Genomic DNA, 18626 nt, shown 5'->3' with positions numbered 1-18626 from the left:
TTAAACGCCTTATTATATCGCTCTGCAAGGCCTAAATACAATGCTCAACAGGCGCTAAATCGCACTAGCGATGGTTGCTAAGCACTTGAATCCGTTTACAATAGCTAAATGAATGATCCTAAACTCAATGACCGCCCTATTCTCAGTGTATCTCAACTTAATCGACGCGCTAAACAGCTCTTAGAAACACAATTAGCCCTAGTCTGGGTGTCGGGTGAAATATCTAATTTGGCAAAACCGACATCGGGACATTGGTATTTTTCCCTTAAAGATGCAAAAGCGCAAGTACGCTGTGCCATGTTTAAAAATGCCAATCAACGCCTGCGTTGGTCACCAGAATTTGGACAACATGTGTCTATTCGCGCAAGGGTAAGTCTTTACGAAGGGCGGGGAGAATATCAGCTTATCGTTGAGCACATGGAGGCAGCAGGAGATGGTCGCCTACAGCAACAATATGAACAACTCAAAAATAAACTTAATGAAGAGGGGCTGTTTGCACAAGAAGACAAACGAGCACTGCCGATTTACCCACGGCATATCGGGCTAGTTACCTCCCCTACAGGCGCTGCCATTCACGATATACTGAGCGTTTTAAAGCGCCGCTATCCATCCGCATTAGTCACCCTCTTTCCCTCCAGCGTACAGGGTACTCAAGCGCCGCAAGAGTTAATCAACGCTGTCAATCAAGCCAATAATGACTCAGATTGTGACGTACTCATTATTAGCCGCGGTGGAGGCTCTCTTGAAGATTTATGGGCATTTAACGATGAAGGGCTAGCACGAGCGATTCATAAGGCGACTATTCCTGTTGTGAGTGCTGTTGGCCATGAAGTAGATTTTACCATCGCCGATTTTGTCGCTGACGTTCGTGCCCCAACACCGTCAGTAAGCGCAGAAATAACCACGCCCGATACTACTGATATACAGCAACAACTAGACCACTACCAACGACAGTTAGAGCGTTCTTATTCTCAGCGAATATCCCAAGAAAAAAATCACTTATTGTCGTTACAAAAACGGCTACGCCATCCAGGACAAGCAATTCGACAACAGCAACAAAGACTCTCTCACTATGAGCAACAATTGCGCTCAAACGTCCAAGGCACTATAAATAAAAAAAGCGAGCAGATTAATTATTTAACTAAACGCCTAGCGCAACAACACCCTACTAAATTATTGCCCGCAAAGTCTAAACAATTAGAACAGTTGAGCCAGTTACTAGAAAAAAGCGCTAAGCGTCTTATCGAGCATAAACGACAGCGTTTTACAAAACAGGCCGTATTATTAGATGCAATGAGCCCACTCACTGTACTAGCACGGGGTTATAGCATTACCCGGAATCTTAGCCACGATTGCATCGTCAAGGAACACAAGCAAGTTACCATTGGAGACACACTATCAACACGACTACACGGTGGACACGTTATTAGTACAGTCACGCAAGTAACCGACAAAAAGTAACCGACAAAGACACGCATGAATCAATCATAACTGGCATAATATTAAGTAATCTTGGTTTCAAGTAATATATTCACCGTTTTCAGCCATTTTTACTTTACTTCCAGTAATCATTGGTGAGCCCTGTCTCGTACGCCGCTATATAATTGGCTTATCCCTTCCCATCTATTTTTCGATGTTATCCATAACTAAACAATCCATCTTTTTATCTCCGTACTGCTATATTTAGAGAATAATAGTGTCGCTAAAATTTGCAACTTTACTCAATTATCGCGCCACAAAAGCCTGAGCATTATGAAAATAATGGTAATACGGGAGTGAGATATGACCATAAAACACCCTTTTTATACGAGTTGTTTAGCCTGTATTACCTTTATTGGCCCACACTCAGAAGCACTATTTTCTGGCACAACATTACCTACAGAGAAAAAGCATAGCCGCTACTACTGCGAGCTAGGTTATCAACAAAAAAATATTACGGTGAGCCAACCATTAGAATCAGCACAACCATCATCCTGCCAAGTGAGTTGGCAGCATAATGAGGAAGAGACTATCGTTTTATGGGATTCACAACGCACGCTAGATGCCTGTAAAAACAGCGCAGCAGCTATAGCGTTGCGGCTAAAAGATAGGGGCTGGCAATGTGAATTCACACACCTCTCACTGCAACAATAAAGTTGAGTGCCCTTCGTGATAAAACACGTAAAAAATATCCAAAGTGCTACAGAATATAACGTAGCCCTTGAAGCAATAAGAGTAATAACAACAATGGAAAAATCCAACGGCTAAGTTTAGAAACAGAGGCTTCCGAATGATGCTTGCCGAATTTTTCAGCAAGAACCACCAACAAAAATAAGCTAACAAATAAAACTATTAAAATCGTGATTAATATCATCGTTATTCCGTTAAATATCTGCTTTAACTATTGCGCTGTTAACTTTTTTTATCTTTTTGATGAGCCCGAGACGTTGCTAAACGACGCTGACGAATACGCTGCTTATCCGTTAATTCCGTATTCGAAAATGGATTATCTGACGTTCTAAACTGTAATTTAATCGGCGTGCCGTGGAGGTCTAAAACGCGTCGAAAGGTTTTTTCCAGATAGCGTACATAATGTCCGGGGATATTGGAAGTTTGATTGCCATGGATAACAATAATGGGAGGATTATGCCCACCTGCATGCGCATAACGCAGTTTAATTCTATGGCCTCTTACCACAGGTGGCTGATGTTCTTTTACTGCCATATGTAAGATATTAGTGAGATGATTAGTGCTAAAACGATCAGTTGCTGAGGCAAAGGCTTTTTCAATAGACTTATATAAACCTCCAACACCGGTACCATGTAAGGCCGAAATAAAATGAATGTCGGCAAAATCTACAAACCGCAAACGACGTTCTAATTCATTTTTTACATATTCTTTAAATTCAGACTCTAAACCATCCCACTTGTTTAAAGCCACGACTAAAGCACGTCCTGATTCAATAACATGCCCCATTAGGTGTAAATCTTGATCAACAACCCCTTCGCTCGCATCAATGAGCAAAACGACAACATTAGCATCATCAATTGATTGCAGCGTTTTTACAATGGAGAATTTTTCAACGGCAAGGTTAATGTTTTTTCTGCGGCGAATACCGGCCGTATCAATAATGGTGTAAGGCTTTCCATGACGCTCATAATGAATATAAATACTGTCGCGTGTTGTACCTGCTTCATCATAAACAACCACACGCTCTTCACCCAGCATACGGTTAACCAAGGTTGACTTGCCAACATTAGGCCGCCCTACTATGGCCATTTTAATACCGGCTATATCATCCTGTTCTGCTAAGTGCGCTTCGTCAGTTGTACCATCGCCGGTGACATCCATCGCATCTTGTATATCAACGTCACCCATTTGCTCAGGTTCGGGGAGAAATTTCACTACCTCCTGCATGAGTAAGTTAACACCACGCCCGTGTGTCGCAGTCGTTGCATGAATATCACCTAAGCCCATTTCATAAAATGGTGCGATAACCACATCAGGATCATGTCCATCCACTTTATTAGCAACAACAAGCACCTGTTTTTGAGTGGTGCGTAAATGTTTAGCAATTGCCATATCTGAAGGGAGTAAACCTGCTTTGCAGTCCACTAAAAAAAGTACAAGGTCTGCCTCTTCGATAGCAATCAAGGATTGCTCAGCCATAGCGCTATCAATACCCTCTTCATCGCCGCTAAGTCCACCGGTATCAATACAGATAAAGCGATTTTCTTGCCATTGCACTTCGCCGTATTGGCGGTCGCGGGTTAAACCAGCAAAATCAGCAACAATGGCATCTCGCCGGCGAGTTAAGCGGTTAAATAATGTCGACTTTCCAACATTAGGGCGGCCAACCAAGGCTATAACAGGAAGCATAGTGTTCGTCTATTAAGGAGGGATTTTAAAAAGAGGAGTATAAGTTTTTTACAGCAAAAGTGATACTGACAAAAGGTTTTACTGACTGAAAAGTAAGATATTTTCACGCTAAATGAGCACTGTTCAATTAGCGTGCTCATTTAGCGTAAGGAGTGTACTAAGAATATCAGCAAATGCTAATCTTTAATTTTACGACGTTCAGCTTCTTCTTCCGCTTTTAGCTTTTCTAAAGATTCACGAGAACCCCGTAAAAAGACCGCTGTTGAGCTTAACTCCCCATCATTGCCTAACACATAAAGGTAGCTGCCATCAGACACCATGGGTGAACGAATCCCATCTTTATCAAATCGCGCGCGCCCAATAATCACACCTAGTTCAGGATCAAAGACGTGTAGATAGCCGCGATAATCTCCTACAACAACAAAGCCTGATAAGTTTTGTGGGGCAGAAAGTTTACGATATAACAGTAAGTTATTGTTCCACAGGGGCAAGCCCGTTTCTGCATCAAAGCTATGTAAAACACCATCAGCAGCAGTCACAAAAACCCGCCCATCAACAACCAACGGAGAATGATGACTCGATACTTTTTGCGTCCAACGCACACGGCCATTGGGTGCTATAGCCGTAAGATAACCATTAAAACTCGTAGAATAGACCGTATTTCCACTAACGACAGGGCTACCATCGACATCAACCACTCGCTCAACATCCGTGATACCTTGAGGATAAGCAACACGTCTTTCCCAAAACAGCACACCATCAGCAGCAGAAAGCGCCGCTATTTTACCATTAGCAAATCCAGTAATTAGGTTATTGCCAAACAATTGCGGGGTCGCCGTGCCTCTTAATGTCAATAAAGGGAGTTTTGCTTCATATCGCCACAAAAATTCGCCGGTATTCGCATTTAAGCCAAATAGCTTCCCTTCATTCGTTTGAACAACCAGCACACTCCCATTGGTTTGTGGGGGCGCTAATATCTCGCTCGCAATATTGGTTCGCCACAACTCACTACCATCTAACTGGCTTAGCGCTATCACATCACCTTCTAGAGAACCAATATAAATGACGCCTTCACCGAGCCCAACACCAGAGGCTACATCAACACCGATATTGGACTGCCATTTGCGCTTTCCCGTTTCTCGATTGAAAGCATAAACCCGACCATATACATCATTGGCATATACCGTATCTAATGTAATTGCCGGTTTAACAATGTGATACAACTCACCAAGGCCATCGCCCACCGTTTTTGTCCAGCGAGTTTTAAGCTCCACATTATTTGCATGCTTCATCAGCTTTTCGGGGGTCTCGACTTTTTCTTTAAACCAAGAACAAGCCGATAAGCTCACTAAGGCAACAGCCAATACAAAAGCACGCATTATTATGATTCTCCACTAGCCGATAGGTTAGCGATTTTAATCGGTAGCAATTGACGTCTAAAGCTGGTGGTTTCACCGACACTATCTAATGCCTCTTGATAAGCTGCTTTCGCACCTTCAACATCGTTTTTAGCGAGCAAAATATCTCCCCGTAGTTCAGCATTCATTGACTGTAATGACTCAATGTCAGTATTCACTAAGGCCAGCGCTTCATCGTATTGCTCTTTTGCTAAGTACAAACGTGCAAGGCGTAAAGAGGCAATGCCTTGCATTGCATCACGACTATTGTCCACTGCCCACTTAAGCGATGATTCTGCGGCTGCTAAATCATTTTCTTCTACTGCGATTTTTGCTGCAAAAAGACTGGCATTAACAGCATAAAGCGAGCCGGTGTAATCTGTTCGTAACTGTTCAGCTAAGTACAAAGCCGTTTTTTTGTTTTCTTCTGATACTGCATTACCACTAGCTGGGTTCGCTTGAATCGATTCAATCAGTTGCTCATATAAAGCGGATGCCTGCTCTGCTTGTTGCTGCTGATGGTTTTGCCACCATTGAAAGCCAAAATAGGCAATAAGCCCCACTAAAACAGCGGCAATTAATGAAAGGCCATTTTCTTTCCACCATGTTTTTAACTGTTCTAGTTGTTCTTCTTCGGTTAAGTGGTCAGCCACTGGTTATCTCCTTGGTCAATAACGCGATAACACGCATGATTATTTTAAAAACAATAAAAACCGCCATTCTGCCATATTTATTCGCTTAATAGCGAAATAAGTGCATCCAAACTAAGCGTTTGCTGGCTTTTTTGATCTCGTAAGTATTTAACCGTAATGCATTGTTGCTGCTTTTCATCTTCACCTACAATCAACGCAATAGATGCCCCGCTTTTGTCGGCTTTTTTCATTTGGTTTTTAAAACTGCCTCCACCAAAATGGCTAGACACTAATAACGCGGGCAGTTGATCGCGCAATTGCTCAGCGACAGCCAAAGAATATGGCATCACATCACCCACTGAGACAATATACACATCCGGCACAGACCGGATACTATCCGGTACTGCGTCTAGGGTTTCTAGCAATAACACCAAACGCTCGACACCCATTGCAAAACCCACTGCGGGTATTGGTTTTCCACCTAATTGTTCAACTAAGCCATTGTAACGACCACCGGCACATACTGTTCCTTGTGCTCCCAATTTATCAGTGATCCACTCAAAAACGGTATAGTCATAATAATCTAAACCTCTTACAAGGCGTTGATTGACATGATAACTGACCCCCGCTTCATCGAGGATATGGCATAGTTGCTCAAAGTGCTCTTTTGCTTCGTCTTCGATGAAGTCGTGTAGCTGTGGAGCATCGTTTAACAGTGCTTGAGTGTCAGGGTTTTTACTATCGAGAATACGCAGAGGATTACTCGTTAAACGGCGCTGGCTATCGGCATCAAGTTGCTCTTTTAAGGGCTCTAAAAAAGCAATCAGTGCCGCTTTATAACTTGCACGAGATTCAGAGGTACCTAGTGAGTTCAGCTCAAGCGTCACCGCCTCATCTATTCCCAGCATACGCCATAGGCGCGCGGTTAATAGTAAAAGCTCTGCATCTATATCGGGGCCATTAAAGCCGAAAGTTTCTACGCCAATCTGATGAAATTGTCGCAATCGACCTTTTTGAGGTCTCTCATAACGAAACATTGGGCCGTGATACCAGAGCTTCTGCGTTTGATTATAAAGTAAACCATGCTGTTCGCACGCTCGCACACAAGATGCAGTACCTTCTGGACGTAAGGTCACACTATCGCCGTTACGATCGGCGAATGTATACATTTCTTTTTCAACAATATCGGTGACTTCACCAATAGAGCGTTTGAACAAATCGGTATTTTCCATAATAGGAAAACGAATTTCTTGGTAGCGATAAAGATCAAGAACAGATGAAACGGTAGACTCAAGGTATTGCCAAGTAGCGGAGTGCTGTGGCAATAAGTCATTCATACCACGAATAGCTTGTATCTTGCTCAATGTAATATCCTGCTCGGTGTTTTAAAAGGCGGGGTTAATCACTAAAGGAAGCGATAACGTTCTTATGCTTTAGCAATAATATTCTCTAAGTCTTTCTCTTTTTCTTCAGCTTTTTCTCGAATCAGCCGTTCTAAATCATCAACTAAGCTATCTTGACCGAGTTTCTGACTAGGCTTACCATCAATGTACAACAAGTTATTTGGCGTACCGCCCGTCAATCCTAAATCAACTTCTTTGGCTTCGCCGGGCCCATTCACTACACAGCCAATAACAGCAACATCCATAGGCACGGTAATATCCTCTAAGCGCTCTTCCAGTGAATTCATGGTGGAGATAACATCAAAATTCTGGCGTGAACAGCTAGGACAAGCAATAAAATTAATTCCTTTACTGCGCAATTTCAAGCTACGCAACATATCCCAAGCTACTTTAACTTCTTGTACTGGGTCAGCCGCCAGCGACACACGTATGGTATCGCCGATGCCATCCATCAACAACAAACCCAAGCCAACAGAGGACTTAACCGTACCGGAGCGCAAGCCCCCTGCTTCAGTGATACCTAAATGTAATGGCTGGTCAATTTTTGTCGCTAGTTGCCGGTAAGCCGCCACAGCCATAAAAATATCGGATGCTTTGACGCTCACCTTAAAATCTGGAAAGTTAAGCCGATCTAGAATATCAACATGGCGCATTGCCGATTCAACCAGTGCTTCGGGTGTTGGCTCACCATATTTCTTCTGCAAATCTTTTTCTAAAGAACCCGCATTGACACCGATACGAATAGGGATACCTAAATCTCGGGCTTTTTCAACAACGGCAAGAATACGCTTTTCTCTACCGATATTTCCCGGATTAATTCTTAAACAGTCTACACCTAAATCAGCAACACGCAGTGCAATACGGTAGTCAAAATGAATATCCGCTACCAATGGCACATTTACTTGTTTACGAATTTCACCGAAAGCTTCAGCCGCTTCCATGCTCGGCACCGAGACCCGCACAATATCGGCGCCCGCTTGCTGAATGGCTTGAATTTGGCCAACCGTTGCATCGACGTCGGTCGTTTCGGTATTAGTCATACTCTGTACGCTAATCGGTGCATCACCACCGACAGGAACATTGCCCACCATAATTTGGCGAGATTGACGACGTTGAATCGGAGAATGGGAATGCATAGAAATAACTCTTCTTTATAGAGGTTAACCGCCTACGGTCAGTCGTAGCGTCCGACCATCGGCGCTATTAACTAATGCTACCGCCTCGTCATTAAAACGAAGAGTAGTTCCATTAATATTGCCTAAAGTAATCGAAAATGGGGAGCGTCCCTCAACTTGTAATTTTGTATTGGCTTTACGAATACTGGAAACAATTTTGCGATTGGTAGCATCAATCACTTCGACCCAACATTCTTCTAAAAAAGTAAAATGAAGCAGATCTTTGATCAAAGAGGGCTCAACAGATAAAGACGGTAATTCGGCGCTAGAATTGATAGTTGAAGCATCAATAGCATTATTTTCTATATTATCGGCAGTAATGCGCTCTACCCGTTGAGTAGCCAGAGGCTCTACCCTACCCGTTACATTAACAGAAGAAGGATTGTTACGATCCAAATTAAGTTCATTATTGAAGACCTTAGTATCGCTCGTTGCAGGTAATAACAAGGCATCAATAGCGTCGCCTTGTTCTACACTATCAGACTGATTTGATTCAGAATTACTTTCTAGTTTACTGCCATTAATGACATCAGTATCAATAGTATTATTTAATTCTTGCAGCAGATCTTCATTTAATAGGCCGTCACTCTGAGAAATATCAGCATCACCTGATTCATCATCAGGCAGCAATAACACACTAGGGCTCGCGCGCTCTTCCTCTGCTTTTTCTTTTGCCACAGCAAACGAAGAAGCATTTTCTTCTTCAAGTTCCATTGCGCCGGTATCACCCTGAGTTTGAAACGTTTTCCAATAAGTTAACAGGTCATGCTGGTGTGATACAGCGAACCACAAAAGAACAACAATGATTGCAAACAAATAAGGGAGGCCTTTGATGTTGTGCTTTTGAATAGGCCCTGAATGACCGTCTTCAACATCACTCACCTGCTCTTGTCGCTGTGCATCAAAGTAATAAAGAATATCGTCAGCAGGAAGATCGACTAATTTCGCATAATTTTTTAAATAACCGCGTAAAAAAGTTTCTGATGGGAAAGGTGCCTCATTATCCGCTTCAATTGCCTTCATTTTACTGACTGACAGTTTGAGAGCTTCTGCACATTCTTCAATAGTCAGGCCGAGCTTTTCTCGACGCTCTGATAAAGCCTGCCCTGCTGTCAGTCGATTTTTACCGGCAAGCGCACCGCTCTCTGGGCTATTCATGCTAACAACACCTATTTTATTAGTTATTATTTAATGCTTTTTTGTATTCAAGATATTCTTGCGAGTACGGGTGAAGATTACGTAGTGCCAATGCATAGCTGGCTTCCCTATCTTTATTCCCAAAAATGCGCTCTATACGAATACCTAACCACAAGCTTTTTGCAGTACGACCAGCAATTTCCATATAATCATCCAAGCTTTGTTTAGCATTCGCGTAGTCTTGTTCATTAAAGTAAATCTCAGCTAACTCGATAAGCGGCAAAGAAAGACGATTATCGATATTTGTCGACTGTTCAAATAACGCTTTTGCCTTAACCTTTTTATTCAACTTAAGTGCTGTTTGCCCCAAATAAGCAAGAGCTAAAGCACGCTGTTCAAAAGAGACATCCTGTGTCGCTTTTTCGAAGTAATTATAAGCCTCTTGATAGCGGCCCTCCTCAAATAAAAACCGACCGTAACTCACATTACCTCGAGAAAAATTAGGATCCTCTTTAAGCGCACGAGTAAAGGACTTTTCAGCAAGCTCCGTTTCTCCCGTAAGCTGATATAACATCCCTAAGCCATTATGAGCAGCCGGCGATTTAGGCTTTAGGCTTAATGCTCGCTCCAAGTGACGCCGGGACGCTTCTCGATTATCCTTCTGTAAGTAGGTTAAGCCCAAGTTAAGATGCGCGTTATAGGCTTTTTCGGGGTTTGGCGGCGGTGCGTTACCCGTAGTGGTTGTTACACAAGCAACCATTGTGAGCGAAATGATCAATAAAAAACTAATTCGAAAAAAACGAGTAAACACAGATGTGCCTCTTATAATAATTATCTATCAAGAATACCGTTAGGGTGACCATTTAATAGGTCTTTCTTCTTCCTTTTCCTTTTGAGCTTTTTCTAAATAACGCGCACTACGAGATGTACGATCGTTAATGTCACCCGCTAGTTGCCCACAGGCAGCATCAATATCATCACCCCTCGTGGTTCTAACCGTGGTGGTAAACCCTTCCTGAATCAAGATGTTTTGAAATGCCCGCAAGGCATTATTGCTAACCCGCTTATAATTTACTAACGAGAAAGGATTGAAAGGTATCAGGTTGATCTTGACAGGTATTTCCCGTAAAAGTTCCGCTAACTCATAAGCATGATGCGGTCGATCGTTAACTTGATCAATAAGAGTATATTCGATCGTTATTTTTCGGCGATTATCCGGCAAACCAGTGATATAGCGTGTAGCAGAATCAAGTAAAACAGCAATGGGGTACTTTTTATTGATAGGTACCAATTCATTACGCAAAGCATCATTAGGCGCATGCAGTGAAATGGCTAAACTAGCATCCGTATACTCACCTAGTCGATCTAACGCAGGAACAACGCCCGATGTGCTTAACGTCACTCGACGCTTAGATAAGCCGTAGGCATTATCATCCATCATTAAGTTCATTGAATCGACGACATTTTCAAAATTAAGTAACGGCTCGCCCATTCCCATCATGACAACATTCGTCACCGTACGACTGGCCTTAGGGTCAAGTTGGCCATACGATTTAGCGGCAATCCAGACCTGACCAATAATTTCTGCTGCTGTTAAATCTCGGTTAAATCCCTGCTTACCTGTCGCACAAAAGCTACAATCCAGAGAGCAACCTACTTGCGATGAAACACACAGCGTACCTCTCTCTCCGTCAGGTATAAACACCGTTTCGACGACATTATCACCTGCAACCTCAATTAAGAACTTCCTAGTGCCGTCTTTAGAATCTAGCTGTTTAATAACTTTAGGGGCTCGTATTTCTGCGATTTCATTCAATTTTTCACGCAATGATTTACTAATGTTAGACATCGCGTCAAAGTCATCAACACCGTTTTGATGTATCCACTTTTGAACTTGGGTTGCACGAAATTTCTTTTCGCCGATTGAATCGAAAAAGGCCACTAATTTTTCTGCTGACAGACCCAATAAATTAGTTTTAGTCGGCAAAATAGCGTCTGAGGGATGATTATCAACAGCGGAAGCTGAGGTCATAATGGTTCTCAAGTAGTACTCAGTTAACGAGTATGAGATGACAGATGTCAATGGTAGCTTCCCAAACAGGAAGCAGGAAGCTACCCTATATCAATTAACGCGGGCAGATTTCGCTGCTCTCAAAAAAGTAAGATACTTCACGTGCTGCTGATTCAGGCGAGTCTGAACCATGAACCGCATTTGCATCGATTGATTGTGCGAAATCAGAGCGAATAGTTCCTGCTTCTGCTTCTTGTGGGTTAGTCGCACCCATTAAGTCACGGTTTTTAATAACAGCGTCTTCGCCTTCTAAAACCTGAACAACAACAGGGCCTGATGTCATAAACTCTACTAAAGCACCAAAAAAAGGTCTTTCTTTATGCTCAGCATAGAAGCCTTCGGCCTGCTCTTTTGATAAATGCAACATTTTAGCAGCAACAACCGTTAGGTTTGCTTGCTCAAAACGAGCAATGATTTCACCAATTACATTTTTAGCAACGGCATCTGGCTTGATAATTGATAGTGTGCGTTGAACAGTCACAGGATTCTCTCTTTAGTAAACAATAAATGAATAGATGGGAAAGCCACAAACAACACAGCCACCCTTCGGCGGTCGCCATTCTAAGGATTTATAACTATGACAGCAATAGTAAAGAGCATTTAAATGTCTGAAGCCAGCAAGACTCGACCCTATTACCCAAAACACATGCATTGACACCTACTCACTGCTTAAATTAAGCGTAAAGCGGTCTGTGTTTATTTTACAAAGTAAACTATATTTTAGAGGAAGGGAAAGCTAACAAAGCACGGCTTTTAGCTCGACAAACAGTCTACGATGCCATCCTGTTGAAAACGGTGACAAAAAATCATTATTTGTCAATTATATTTTACATTTATAGTCAAAAGAGTTGATACTTAGGCAAACGATAGAAGAGCAAGCCTTCGCTAGCTAGACAATGCCGCCCAAAGGGCCTCAACTAGATGTCAATTAAGAAAGTCGCAGAAATTGCTGGCGTCTCAATCGCCACCGTATCTCGTTATTTTAGTAAGCCAGACTTACTGAAAAATGACACCTATGAAAACGTAAAGCGTGCGGTCAACCAGATTAATTACAAACCAAATACACTCGCTCAAAACTTTCGGCGAGGAAAGTCAGGGCTGATCGTTGTTGTCGTTGATAATATAGGCAACCCTATTTATGAGAACTTTACTCATATTATTACCCATATTGCCCAGTCGAGCGGCTATGACGTCTTCATAAAAGAAAGCAGTAGTACACACCTTACCATCAAATATTATCAGGATATGCTCGACAGCAAACAGGCGGACGGCATTATTCTAATGACCGACCTCCCACATATTCATCAAGCCTCAAGAAGTATTATTGATGAACTACCCATTATTTTTATCGATAGCAGCAATAGCACAATACCTGACACCCCCTATTCGCATATCAATTTAGATAATTACCAAGCCGCTCAGAGTGCCACTCAGCACCTACTAACACTTGGACATGAAAACATTACCTGCGTTACTCCAGAAGATGTTAACAGCACTTATATACACAGGGTTGGCGGTTATAAAGCAGCCATAGAATCTGCGGGGCTAAAAACACAGCAAGTGCTCTATGCTTGTCAAAGCCCAAGTAATATAGAAAAGCTGGTAGAGCGTGTGTTATACGCCTCCCCGGCGGTAACTGCTCTATTTTGTACCGATGATGACATTGCTATCGACATACTGCCCTTACTCAAGCAGCAAGGCCGAATAGTCCCCGATGACATCTCAGTGATTGGATTCAACAACATTCGCTACTCTGCAAGAACGAGTCCGCCTCTTAGTACAGTAGAGCTTCCTCTCGCAGATATAGCAACACAAGCCATTCAACAATTGTGTGCCAAAATTGACACCTCATATCAATCAACTAACGATGATTACTCAGAAATATCCTCACCGCTAAAACACCAACTAATACTACGCGAATCAACTGCATCTCCTTCCTCTTAATCAAAAAGGCTTGACACGAGAAGTCATTTGACCGAATGTAAACGTTTCCAATATACTGCGTGACACCTAAATCATCATTTAGGAATATTGCCGCAGGATCAGCAATCTCTTGGGGAGATCAACAGCGAACAATCGCACATTATGCCAACAATAAAGCCATTGGTATCACGAACACTCGTGATCTAAAGCCCGTTGACTTTATGTATATGATTTACCACTACACACTAATGGATATAACAAAAAATATGCACCAGTCTTCAAGTGCTGACGAACAATAGGCGACAAACCAACCATGAGTAACATTGAGACCGTTGTTTATATAGAAAACAGTTGTAACGGCCAACCAGTGTGGATTGACACTCAGTCTTCTTTATTTTGGATTGAGCACAACCAGCAAAAACTATATCAATATCATGAGCTGTCAAAAGTGGTTACCCACTGCGAGCTTGACCGCCCCATTCTTAGCCTTTCTCCAAGCATTAAAAATGGCTTTATCGCCACATTGAAAGACGGCATTGGTTTTTTTGACATTAAAACACGCAAAGTGTCCTACATATCAAAACCTGAACCCTTTTTAAGCAACTACCAGTCGACCGGCGGAATAGCCGATGCCAAAGGTAACTACTGGGCTAGCAGTAGCATATCGAACAATGGCCAAAGGCAAAGCCACGTTTATCAGCTGTCACCCGGACTATCACTCGATCGCTTTAGCCATGATGGTATCGAGTCTGCTGCGGAACCCGCATTCTCTCGCGACGGTAAAACGTTGTATCAGAGCACTAAAAACGGGCAGCACATTTATGCGACACAACTTAACGAAGAATTGCAGCCGATATCGACAGATGTCTTTTGTCGAATTTCAAAGTCCGAGGGGCAACCGCATGGATTATGCGTTGATAGCGAAGATAACTTATGGGTATGCCACGTAGGCGGCGGCTGTATTAGCTGCTACGACCCACAAGGCACGCGTATAGAGAAAATAGCCATTCTTGCACCCAATGTCATGCATTGCACTTTTGGTGGAGAGAACCTTGATACCTTATATATTGCAACTAACGGCACAGGCTACGATAAATACTTAACGAAAAAACAATCAATGACAGGATGTATTTTATCCACTAACGTGGGAGCGAAAGGCTTAAAAGCAAACTACTTTTCTGGGTGAACATGAATGTGAACTATAAGCGCACATTGATGATATCCACAGCAAGCAATGCGGAAAGCTAATTAAAAACTAAATTAGCAAATTTCCGCAAGTTATTGAAAAATATAGACTAGTGATTTTCAGAAACCATATTAATCGTGTATTTTGGAATTTCCACAATCAGATCCTCATCAGCCACCAATGCCTGACAACTTAATCGAGAATCAGGCTCTAAACCCCAGGCCTTATCGAGATAATCATCCTCTAATTCATCCGCCTCTTCCAGCGAGTGGTAGCCTTCACGAATAATTACATGGCAGGTTGTACAAGCACAACTCATTTCACAGGCATGCTCTATATCAAGCCCACTTCTTAGCGCCGCCCGGCAAATGCTCTCGCCTTTTTCAGCTTCGATCACAGCACCTTCTGGACATATCTCTTCGTGTGGCAAAAATACGATTTTAGTCATAGTCTCTCTTCTTTAAAATAATGTGCAGGTTTTCACCTACTGATACTTTGCTAGTCCGTTATGGCGTCATCTAATGTTTTACCCGCCAATGCCTGCTTAATACTGACATCCATGCGCTTAGCCGCAAAAACCTCTGACTCTTCGCCCACCTTATCGATAAGTCGCTTAATTGCTTGCGCATCTGCCTGCTGACTCGCAGCGGCAAGCTCAGACAAACCATCAACAAGACGCCGATACTCTTCAGCATTCAACAATTGCTCACCATTATCTTCCAGTGCCGCTTGCAACGACTCAATTACTCTACCGGCTTCGACTTGTTGCTCTCGCAAAGCTCGCGCTGCAATATCGCTCTGAGCGTGCTCGAAAGAGGCGGTGATCATTTGCGCAATACTATCATCATCGAGCCCATAAGAAGGTTTCACGACAATAGAAGATTCAATACCCGTTGATTTTTCCATCGCAGAAACACTGAGCAAACCGTCGGCATCTACCTGAAAAGTCACTCGAATATGCGCTGCCCCAGCGACCATCGGCGGAATACCGCGTAATTCAAAACGGGCTAGCGAACGACAGTCGGCCACCAACTCACGCTCTCCTTGAAGCACATGAATAGACATGGCAGTTTGGCCATCTTTAAACGTCGTAAACTCTTGCGCCTTTACGACAGGGATGGTCGTATTACGGTTAATGACCTTTTCAACCAAGCCACCCATCGTTTCCAACCCTAAAGACAGAGGCAATACATCCAACAACAGCAGATCACTATCAGGCTTATTTCCCACTAAAATATCAGCCTGAATAGCTGCACCTACTGCAACAACCTTATCTGGGTCAATATCTACAAGTGGCGGCTGCTCAAAGAAATTTCCAACACGCTCCCTAACCCGCAAATTACGAGTGGAACCACCCACCATAACCACATGATTAATGGCTTGCTTATCGAGATCAGCATCACGTAACACACGCTTACAAGCCCGCAGAGTAGTTTGTATTAGAGGATCAATGATACTCTCTAACTGCTCGCGGCTTAAACTGATTGATTGCCCACCAAACGATACGCTATGAGTATCACAAGTGGTTAACGCTTCTTTTAGCTCACAAGCAAGATTCAATAACTGACGCTTCTCCTCCGGCTTCAGTGCTGAGGCATCAATGGTTAACGATTCGCATAGCCATTGCATAATGGCATAGTCAAAATCATCGCCGCCAAGCCCAGAATCACCCCCTGTTGCCAACACCTCAAAAACACCTTTCGATAAACGCAGTAGCGATATATCAAAAGTGCCACCACCTAAATCATAGATGGCAATAACACTATCATCGTTATCCGCTTTATCTAAACCATAGGCAACTGCTGCAGCCGTTGGCTCATTCAATAGACGAAGAACCGGCAAACCCGCAAGACGAGCTGCGTCTTTAGTCGCTTGGCGCTGGGCATCATCAAAATATGCAGGCACAGTAATAACAACGCCATCAAGCTCGCCCCCTAAGGCTTGCTTGCCACGTTGCGCTAATACCGAAAGTATTTCGGCCGACACCTCAACAGGTGTCTTGGCACCTTGCGCCGTTGCAATAGATACAACACCGTCATCGCGCTTCAAAAAATCATAAGGAAAGTGGGATGCAGCTTGAGCCACTTCATCACCATGACGCCCCATCAAACGTTTAGCGGAAACAATCGTATTCATTGGATCTGTGGCCGCCGCATCTTTTGCCGCTTGACCAACAATGGCTTGTGATGATCCCGCACTATATTGAACGACCGAAGGAAGTAATACTTTCCCCTGCGCATCACTCAAAACATCAGCATGATGCGCCACCAGCGCGGCCCCTCCATCACCAACCTCATCAATACCGCTACTTTGCACCGACGCAACCAATGAATTACTCGTACCCAAGTCAATTCCGACGGCACGCTTTCTTTGATTTTGGTGAGGCTCAGGCGATTGCCCCGGCTCAGATATTTGTAGTAATGCCATAATAAATCACGTATTTAATCATCAAAAATTGTGGATTCAGCGCCGTCTATTTCTGCTAGCATTTTTGCCACAAATTGCATTTTTGCAATCGTCGCTTTTGCCGCTTCGAATGCTTCGTCACTGTATTGCTTATCAAATATTTGCTGGAAGTCACTAAACGATTGATTAACCTGCTGCTCTAATTGCTCCAACTGCTCTTCCGCTTCATCTTTATCAATCAATGAAATAATCGAAGATAGCGATTCGCGCCACTCCATCTGCAAAAAAAGAAACTGGCCGTCGCTCACCGTCGCCGCTTGTTCATCAATAGAAAAGCCTTTTTCTGCCAACATATAAATAGCGCGAGATACTGGCGAACGCAGTGTTTCATATGCCGTATTAATAAAACCAGCAAATTGCACCGCTATGCGTTGCTCACTGGCCGGCTTATCTGCGACTTTGTCTGGGTGAAACTGTTTTTGCAAATCTCGATAGGCTGCCGCGAGTCGATTGTTATCAACTGTAAAGTTAATAGGCAAGTTAAAAAGGTCGAAGTAATTTTGTGTAAAATTCATAGCAATAATATAGACATAAAAAAGCCGGCGCCATCACAGAACCGGCAATATAATTATTAGGTCAAATTAGACGTGGAAACTTTCGCCACAACCACATTCGTTTTTCATATTAGGATTTTTAAACGTGAAACCCTCGTTTAATCCTTCTTTCACAAAATCAAGCTCGGTGCCGTCGAGATAAATAAAGCTTTTAGGATCAACCACCAAGCTAAATTCACCTTGATCAAAGACATGATCGGTTTCATCTAAAGCATCAACAAACTCCAACACATAAGAAAGACCGGAGCAGCCCGCCGTCTTCACACCTACGCGAATACCTAGCGCATTGCCCCGGTTTTCAATTTGCTTGCCGATGTGTTGCTTGGCCACATCGCTCATTGATATTGCCATATTTTTTTCACCCTACCTAAAACGACTGAAACCTATAACCACTAAAGTGTATTAATTAGAACGCTTTTGACGCACATCATTTACTGCAGCTTTAATCGCATCTTCTGCTAGTACCGAGCAGTGAATTTTCACTGGAGGTAAGGCTAGCTCTTCAGCCAATTCTGTATTTTTAATCGCACTCGCCTCGTCTAGCGTTTTACCTTTTACCCACTCAGTCAGTAAAGAACTAGAAGCAATTGCCGATCCACAGCCATAAGTTTTAAACTTAGCATCTTCAATAATGCCATCGTCACTCACTTGTATTTGTAAGCGCATCACATCGCCACACGCGGGCGCACCGACCATGCCAGTACCTACGTTATCAGCCTTATCATCCATTTTGCCAACGTTGCGTGGGTTTTCGTAATGATCAATTACCTTTTCACTATAAGCCATGCTTCTATCCTCTACTTTTCTTACTGTATTGTTGGGTT

Annotated in this window: 18 protein-coding genes; 4 read left to right on the top strand and 14 right to left on the bottom strand. The window is 43.0% G+C overall.

Features of this window, described 5'->3' with window-relative positions:
- Nucleotides 1–108 precede the first annotated feature (108 nt).
- Both xseA and ACZ5O6_RS05715 read left to right on the top strand, forming a co-directional pair.
- The gene (gene xseA / locus ACZ5O6_RS05720) at nucleotides 109–1461 is read left to right on the top strand and encodes an exodeoxyribonuclease VII large subunit (protein ID WP_447090867.1); all 1353 of its coding nucleotides are present in this window, start codon (nucleotides 109–111) and stop codon (nucleotides 1459–1461) included.
- 321 nt (nucleotides 1462–1782) lie between these two features.
- The gene (locus ACZ5O6_RS05715) at nucleotides 1783–2133 is read left to right on the top strand and encodes a hypothetical protein (RefSeq protein WP_447090866.1); all 351 of its coding nucleotides are present in this window, start codon (nucleotides 1783–1785) and stop codon (nucleotides 2131–2133) included.
- Nucleotides 2134–2391: 258 nt separating this feature from the next.
- Here ACZ5O6_RS05715 and der read toward each other — a convergent pair whose 3' ends face one another.
- The 9 genes from der to ndk form a co-directional block, all read right to left on the bottom strand.
- A complete protein-coding gene (der, locus tag ACZ5O6_RS05710; RefSeq protein ID WP_447090864.1) occupies nucleotides 2392–3858 on the bottom strand; it encodes a ribosome biogenesis GTPase Der in 1467 nt (488 codons plus the stop codon).
- A gap of 176 nt (nucleotides 3859–4034) precedes the next feature.
- Nucleotides 4035–5237, bottom strand: a complete 1203-nt coding sequence (gene bamB, locus ACZ5O6_RS05705) for an outer membrane protein assembly factor BamB (RefSeq protein ID WP_447090863.1) — start codon at nucleotides 5235–5237, stop codon at nucleotides 4035–4037.
- A 2-nt stretch (nucleotides 5238–5239) separates the two neighbouring features.
- Complete coding sequence (locus ACZ5O6_RS05700) at nucleotides 5240–5908, bottom strand: YfgM family protein (RefSeq protein ID WP_447090862.1); 669 nt, start codon at nucleotides 5906–5908, stop codon at nucleotides 5240–5242.
- 77 nt (nucleotides 5909–5985) lie between these two features.
- On the bottom strand, nucleotides 5986–7251 hold the full coding sequence (gene hisS / locus ACZ5O6_RS05695) for a histidine--tRNA ligase (RefSeq protein ID WP_447090861.1): 1266 nt from the start codon (nucleotides 7249–7251) through the stop codon (nucleotides 5986–5988).
- A 62-nt stretch (nucleotides 7252–7313) separates the two neighbouring features.
- Complete coding sequence (gene ispG / locus ACZ5O6_RS05690; protein WP_447090860.1) at nucleotides 7314–8426, bottom strand: flavodoxin-dependent (E)-4-hydroxy-3-methylbut-2-enyl-diphosphate synthase; 1113 nt, start codon at nucleotides 8424–8426, stop codon at nucleotides 7314–7316.
- Between the two features lie 24 nt (nucleotides 8427–8450).
- A complete protein-coding gene (locus tag ACZ5O6_RS05685) occupies nucleotides 8451–9623 on the bottom strand; it encodes a RodZ domain-containing protein (RefSeq protein ID WP_447090859.1) in 1173 nt (390 codons plus the stop codon).
- A gap of 19 nt (nucleotides 9624–9642) precedes the next feature.
- On the bottom strand, nucleotides 9643–10413 hold the full coding sequence (gene pilW / locus ACZ5O6_RS05680) for a type IV pilus biogenesis/stability protein PilW (RefSeq protein ID WP_447090858.1): 771 nt from the start codon (nucleotides 10411–10413) through the stop codon (nucleotides 9643–9645).
- Nucleotides 10414–10452: 39 nt separating this feature from the next.
- Nucleotides 10453–11634 carry a dual-specificity RNA methyltransferase RlmN gene (gene rlmN / locus ACZ5O6_RS05675; protein WP_447090857.1) on the bottom strand — a complete coding sequence of 394 codons (1182 nt, stop codon included), beginning with the start codon at nucleotides 11632–11634 and terminating at the stop codon, nucleotides 10453–10455.
- Nucleotides 11635–11728: 94 nt separating this feature from the next.
- Nucleotides 11729–12154: a nucleoside-diphosphate kinase gene (gene ndk, locus ACZ5O6_RS05670; RefSeq protein WP_447090856.1), complete on the bottom strand. Its 426-nt coding sequence runs from the start codon at nucleotides 12152–12154 to the stop codon at nucleotides 11729–11731.
- Nucleotides 12155–12594: 440 nt separating this feature from the next.
- Here ndk and ACZ5O6_RS05665 point away from each other — a divergent pair, with 440 nt between their 5' ends.
- Together ACZ5O6_RS05665 and ACZ5O6_RS05660 are read left to right on the top strand one after the other, a co-directional pair.
- Nucleotides 12595–13617, top strand: a complete 1023-nt coding sequence (locus ACZ5O6_RS05665) for a LacI family DNA-binding transcriptional regulator (RefSeq protein ID WP_447090855.1) — start codon at nucleotides 12595–12597, stop codon at nucleotides 13615–13617.
- A 292-nt stretch (nucleotides 13618–13909) separates the two neighbouring features.
- Entirely contained in the window at nucleotides 13910–14782 is an 873-nt protein-coding gene (locus ACZ5O6_RS05660) for an SMP-30/gluconolactonase/LRE family protein (protein ID WP_447090854.1), read from the top strand.
- 109 nt (nucleotides 14783–14891) lie between these two features.
- Here ACZ5O6_RS05660 and fdx read toward each other — a convergent pair whose 3' ends face one another.
- From fdx to iscU, 5 genes are all read right to left on the bottom strand, one after another.
- The gene (fdx, locus tag ACZ5O6_RS05655; RefSeq protein WP_447090853.1) at nucleotides 14892–15230 is read right to left on the bottom strand and encodes an ISC system 2Fe-2S type ferredoxin; all 339 of its coding nucleotides are present in this window, start codon (nucleotides 15228–15230) and stop codon (nucleotides 14892–14894) included.
- Between the two features lie 50 nt (nucleotides 15231–15280).
- Nucleotides 15281–17209, bottom strand: a complete 1929-nt coding sequence (gene hscA / locus ACZ5O6_RS05650) for a Fe-S protein assembly chaperone HscA (protein ID WP_447090852.1) — start codon at nucleotides 17207–17209, stop codon at nucleotides 15281–15283.
- 14 nt (nucleotides 17210–17223) lie between these two features.
- Nucleotides 17224–17763 carry a Fe-S protein assembly co-chaperone HscB gene (gene hscB, locus ACZ5O6_RS05645; RefSeq protein ID WP_447090851.1) on the bottom strand — a complete coding sequence of 180 codons (540 nt, stop codon included), beginning with the start codon at nucleotides 17761–17763 and terminating at the stop codon, nucleotides 17224–17226.
- A gap of 66 nt (nucleotides 17764–17829) precedes the next feature.
- On the bottom strand, nucleotides 17830–18153 hold the full coding sequence (iscA, locus tag ACZ5O6_RS05640; RefSeq protein ID WP_447090850.1) for an iron-sulfur cluster assembly protein IscA: 324 nt from the start codon (nucleotides 18151–18153) through the stop codon (nucleotides 17830–17832).
- A 51-nt stretch (nucleotides 18154–18204) separates the two neighbouring features.
- Entirely contained in the window at nucleotides 18205–18588 is a 384-nt protein-coding gene (iscU, locus tag ACZ5O6_RS05635; protein ID WP_447090849.1) for a Fe-S cluster assembly scaffold IscU, read from the bottom strand.
- Nucleotides 18589–18626: the final 38 nt, after the last annotated feature.

Source organism: Eionea flava (genome assembly GCF_055393785.1).
Note: the sequence above shows the minus strand (reverse complement) of the source record. Positions and strands in the feature narration are given on the sequence as shown.

Excerpts from the sequence above, each read along its gene's own strand:
- xseA (WP_447090867.1), top strand. The coding sequence starts at position 109 with ATGAATGATCCTAAACTCAATGACCGCCCTATTCTCAGTGTATCTCAA.
- ACZ5O6_RS05715 (WP_447090866.1), top strand. The coding sequence starts at position 1,783 with ATGACCATAAAACACCCTTTTTATACGAGTTGTTTAGCCTGTATTACC.
- der (WP_447090864.1), bottom strand. The coding sequence starts at position 3,858 with ATGCTTCCTGTTATAGCCTTGGTTGGCCGCCCTAATGTTGGAAAGTCG.
- bamB (WP_447090863.1), bottom strand. The coding sequence starts at position 5,237 with ATGCGTGCTTTTGTATTGGCTGTTGCCTTAGTGAGCTTATCGGCTTGT.
- ispG (WP_447090860.1), bottom strand. The coding sequence starts at position 8,426 with ATGCATTCCCATTCTCCGATTCAACGTCGTCAATCTCGCCAAATTATG.
- ACZ5O6_RS05685 (WP_447090859.1), bottom strand. The coding sequence starts at position 9,623 with ATGAATAGCCCAGAGAGCGGTGCGCTTGCCGGTAAAAATCGACTGACA.
- rlmN (WP_447090857.1), bottom strand. The coding sequence starts at position 11,634 with ATGACCTCAGCTTCCGCTGTTGATAATCATCCCTCAGACGCTATTTTG.
- ACZ5O6_RS05665 (WP_447090855.1), top strand. The coding sequence starts at position 12,595 with ATGTCAATTAAGAAAGTCGCAGAAATTGCTGGCGTCTCAATCGCCACC.
- ACZ5O6_RS05660 (WP_447090854.1), top strand. The coding sequence starts at position 13,910 with ATGAGTAACATTGAGACCGTTGTTTATATAGAAAACAGTTGTAACGGC.
- fdx (WP_447090853.1), bottom strand. The coding sequence starts at position 15,230 with ATGACTAAAATCGTATTTTTGCCACACGAAGAGATATGTCCAGAAGGT.
- hscA (WP_447090852.1), bottom strand. The coding sequence starts at position 17,209 with ATGGCATTACTACAAATATCTGAGCCGGGGCAATCGCCTGAGCCTCAC.
- hscB (WP_447090851.1), bottom strand. The coding sequence starts at position 17,763 with ATGAATTTTACACAAAATTACTTCGACCTTTTTAACTTGCCTATTAAC.
- iscA (WP_447090850.1), bottom strand. The coding sequence starts at position 18,153 with ATGGCAATATCAATGAGCGATGTGGCCAAGCAACACATCGGCAAGCAA.
- iscU (WP_447090849.1), bottom strand. The coding sequence starts at position 18,588 with ATGGCTTATAGTGAAAAGGTAATTGATCATTACGAAAACCCACGCAAC.